Origin of the sequence: uncultured Roseovarius sp., assembly GCF_913054395.1 — a bacterium.
Lineage (GTDB): Bacteria > Pseudomonadota > Alphaproteobacteria > Rhodobacterales > Rhodobacteraceae > Roseovarius.
Window position 1 is genome coordinate 1 of record NZ_CAJXIP010000216.1, and the last position, 4066, is coordinate 4066.

The 4066-nt window shown below is 63.4% G+C and carries 4 protein-coding genes and 2 pseudogenes; 5 read left to right on the forward strand and 1 reads right to left on the reverse strand.

The window, feature by feature from the left end; genetic code table 11:
* The 5 genes and pseudogenes from QZ522_RS18170 to QZ522_RS18190 all read left to right on the forward strand — a co-directional run.
* A pseudogene (locus QZ522_RS18170) lies at window positions 1-223 on the forward strand (thymidylate kinase); the annotation flags it as partial.
* The gene (locus QZ522_RS18175; RefSeq protein ID WP_294614931.1) at window positions 220-1341 is read left to right on the forward strand and encodes a DNA polymerase III subunit delta'; all 1122 of its coding nucleotides are present in this window, start codon (window positions 220-222) and stop codon (window positions 1339-1341) included. The pseudogene QZ522_RS18170 and the gene QZ522_RS18175, both read left to right, overlap by 4 nt.
* Before the next feature lie 19 nt (window positions 1342-1360).
* Entirely contained in the window at window positions 1361-2152 is a 792-nt protein-coding gene (locus tag QZ522_RS18180) for a TatD family hydrolase (RefSeq protein ID WP_294614934.1), read from the forward strand.
* A complete protein-coding gene (locus QZ522_RS18185) occupies window positions 2152-2949 on the forward strand; it encodes an MBL fold metallo-hydrolase (protein ID WP_294614936.1) in 798 nt (265 codons plus the stop codon). The genes QZ522_RS18180 and QZ522_RS18185 overlap by 1 nt, the downstream gene beginning before the upstream one ends.
* A 4-nt stretch (window positions 2950-2953) precedes the next feature.
* The gene (locus QZ522_RS18190; protein WP_294614938.1) at window positions 2954-3883 is read left to right on the forward strand and encodes an AEC family transporter; all 930 of its coding nucleotides are present in this window, start codon (window positions 2954-2956) and stop codon (window positions 3881-3883) included.
* A gap of 7 nt (window positions 3884-3890) precedes the next feature.
* On the opposite strand, the pseudogene QZ522_RS18195 reads toward QZ522_RS18190, so the two are convergent.
* A pseudogene (locus QZ522_RS18195) lies at window positions 3891-4066 on the reverse strand (mandelate racemase/muconate lactonizing enzyme family protein); the annotation flags it as partial.

Here is a 4066-nt window from a genome sequence, read left to right on the forward strand (position 1 = left end):
GATTGATATCGACCCGGCCACCGGGCTTGGCCGCGCCCTGTCGCGCGGCGGCACCGAGGAACGCTTTGAATCCTTCGGTGAGGGATTGCAGCAAAAGATGCGCGCCGGTTTTCTGGCGCTGGCCAGGGAATTTTCCGACCGGATCGTCACCATTGACGGCAATCGCGCGATCGAGGCCGTGGCGGTCGATGTGGCCGCCATGGTCGGGACGCATCTGTCATGAGCGACGACGGCCTGCCCGAACCCGACCGCGTCGAGGGGGCGCCGCATCCGCGCGAAACCTTGCGGGTGATCGGGCAGGGTGCCGCCGAGGCCGAATTCCTTGATGCCTTCAATACCGGGCGCTTGCATCACGGCTGGCTGATCAGCGGGCCGCGCGGCGTTGGCAAGGCGACCCTTGCCTGGTCGATCGCGCGGTTTTTGCTGGCGACGCCTCTGGCACAGGATGACGGGCTTTTCGGGGCGCCGCCACCGCCCACGACGCTTGATGTCGCGCCCGACCATCCGGTGGCACGCCGCGTGCTGGCGCTTTCCGATCCGGGGCTGTTCCTTTTGCGGCGTGGCCCGAACGAAAAGGGCGACCGGCTGGCAAGCGAGATCCTCGTCAAGGAGGTGCGCAAGCTTGGCAACTTCTTTGCCCTGTCTGCGGCGGATGGCGGGCGGCGGGTTGTGATTGTCGATGCCGCCGACGACCTAAATACACAGGCCGCCAACGCGATCCTGAAGATGCTCGAAGAGCCGCCCGCGCGCACCACGATCCTCTTGATCAGCCATCAGCCCTCGGGACTTTTGCCAACGATCCGCTCGCGCTGTCGGATGTTGCGGTTGCACCCTTTGGCGGCCCCCGAGATGACGCAGGCGCTGGATCAGGCCGGGATCATCCCCGAGGGCAATGCCGCCGCCCTGGCCGAACTCTCTGGCGGGTCGGTTGGCGAGGCCGTGCGCCTGATCAATCTTGGTGGCCTCAAGATGTACGGCGAACTTGTCGGCCTGCTTGGCAGCTTGCCGCGCCTGGATCGCGCGCGCGCGCTGAAACTGGCCGAGGCCGCCGCGACCCGTGGCGCCGAAGAGCGGCTTGACCTGTTGCTGGGGCTGACCGATCTGATGCTGGCCCGTCTGGCGCGCAGCGGGGCGGTGGGGCATCCCCCCGTGACCGAGGTCGCCACAGGCGAGGCAGAGTTGATGGCGCGGCTTGCACCCACGCCGCAAATGGCGCGCGCATGGGCCGATTGCGCCCAGGAGATCGGCGCACGCGCCCGGCACGGGCGGGCGGTCAACCTTGACCCTGCCGCGCTGGTGCTTGATACGGTGTTCAAGATCCAGAAAACCGCCGCAGGCTAAGGTTCGCGCAAGGACAAGCATGACCCAAGAGATCAAGATCACCGACAGCCATTGCCACCTCGATTTCCCTGATTTCGCCGCAGAGCGCGATCAGGTGATCGAACGTGCGCTTGATGCGGGCGTGCATCGCATGGTCACAATCTGCACCAAGCTGCGCCAGGAACCTCAGGTGCGCGCCATTGCCGAAAAATACGCGCCGGTTTTCTATGCCGCAGGCACCCACCCGATGAGTGCCGCCGCAGAGCCGATGGTCAGTGTCGATGACCTGATCCGCCTTGCCGCGCATCCCAAGTTGGTCGGCATCGGCGAAACCGGGCTTGATTACCACTACACTGCCGAGAGCGCCGAGGTGCAAAAGCAAAGCCTGCGCATCCATATCGAGGCCTCCCGGCGGACCGGTCTGCCGCTGATCATCCATGCGCGCGGCGCCGATGAGGACATGGCGCAGATATTGACCGAGGAATATCGCAACGGCGCTTATACCTGCGTTATGCATTGCTTTTCCTCGGGGCCCGAACTGGCCCGTGCGGCGCTTGAGCTTGGGTTCTATTTGTCGATGTCGGGCATTGCCACTTTTCCCAAAAGCCAGGAGGTGCGCGATATCTTTGCCAGCGCCCCGGTGGACCGAATTCTGGTGGAAACCGACGCGCCCTACCTTGCGCCGCCGCCCTATCGCGGCAAACGAAACGAGCCCGCCTATACCTTTCACACCGCCCAAAAGGGCGCCGAGGTCTTCGGCATGGACTGGCCCGAATTTGCCGCCCGGACCGAGGCCAATTTCGAGCGGCTGTTCGCCAAGGCGGTGCTGTAATGGCCGAAATGCGTTTTACCATTCTCGGCTGTGGCTCGTCGGGCGGTGTGCCGCGCCTTGGCGGGCTTTGGGGCGATTGTGATCCGCAAAACCCCAAGAACACCCGCCGTCGCTGTTCGATGTTGATCGAGCGCGAAGACGAGGGCGGCGTGACCCGTGTCCTGATCGACAGCTCGCCCGACCTGCGCGCCCAGCTTCTGGAGGCGGGGGTCGGCGCACTTGACGCGGTGGTCTATACCCATAGCCACGCCGATCATGTGCATGGCATCGACGATCTGCGCATGATCGTGTTCAACATGCGCCAACGCCTGCCGGTCTGGGCCGATGGCGACACACAAAACGCGCTTTATGCCCGCTTTGGCTATGCCTTTACCCAGCCCGACGACAGCCCCTATCCGCCGATCCTTGACATGTACACCATTGATGGCACGTTCGAGATTGCCGGCGCCGGTGGCGCGGTCACCCTACAACCGTTCCGGGTCAATCACGGCTCGATCGACGCGCTTGGCTTTCGGGTGGGCGATTTTGCCTATCTGCCCGATGTGGCGGCGATCCCCGAGGATGTCTGGCCGGTGCTTGAGGGGCTGGATTGTTGGGTGCTCGATGCGCTGCGCCGCACGCCGCACCCGACCCACGCCCATCTTGCGCAATCGCTTGACTGGATCGAGCGCGCCGCGCCGCGCCGGGGGATCCTGACCAATATGCATATCGACATGGATTACGAGACCCTGACAGGCGAACTGCCCGATCATATCACGCCTGCCTATGATGGGATGACCATCAGCTATACGGTCTGAGATAATGCAGGCGCTGATCGAAGTCATCCTGCCGGTCTTTCTTGTGATCGGCTTTGGCTATGTCGCGGTCTGGCGCCGCTGGTTCAGCCAGGCCGGCGTTGACGGCTTGATGGCCTTCACCCAGAAATTTGCCATTCCCTGCCTGTTGTTCACAGCGATTTCGCGCCTCGATCTTGGACAGAGCTTTGACTGGCGCTTGCTCTCCAGCTTTTATATCGGGGCGCTGTCGGGGTTTCTGTTGGGATTTTTCGGCGCGCGCTACCTGTTCGGGCGCACATGGGAAGACGCAGTCGCCATCGGGTTTTGCTGTTTGTTCTCGAATTCGGTGCTGCTTGGCCTGCCGATCATGGAGCGGGCCTATGGCGCCGCCTCGATGACCGCGAATTTCGCCATCATCTCGATGCATTCGCCTTTTTGCTACGGCATCGGCATCACCACGATGGAGGTTGTCAAGGCGCGCGGTGCTGCGGGGCCTGCGGTGGTGGTCAAGGTACTCAAGGCGATGTTTTCCAACACGCTTATCATGGGCGTGGCGCTTGGCTTTGCGGTGAACCTCTCGGGGGTTGCCCTGCCGGGGCCGGTCAATGATGCGCTTGATCTGATGGTGCGTGCAGCGCTGCCTGCGGCTTTGTTCGGGCTTGGCGGGGTGCTGGTGCAATACCGCCCCGAGGGCGACTTGCGGGTGATCTTTTACGTCTGCGCGGTGGCGCTTGTGGCGCATCCGCTGATCACCTTCGGGCTTGGTCGGGCGTTTGATCTTTCGGAGGCGTCAATGCGCTCGGCGGTGGTGACCGGGGCGATGGCGCCGGGGGTGAATGCCTATATCTTTGCCAATATCTATGGGCACGCCAAACGCGTTGCCGCGTCAAGCGTGTTGTTGTCCACGGCGCTGACCATCGTCACCGCCTGGATCTGGTTGCAGGTTCTGCCCTGAGCGCGGGTTAGTCGATCTTGACCGGCGCACCACCGGCGAAGGCATTGCCATCGACATAATCGCAGGGTGCTTCTTGCATTTCGAGATGCAGCCCGGCGCCGCCATAGGGATGCGCGCGCGCCAGATCCTCGTCCACCTCGATGCCAAGGCCGGGGCTTTCGGGCGGCAGGATAAAGCCGTCCT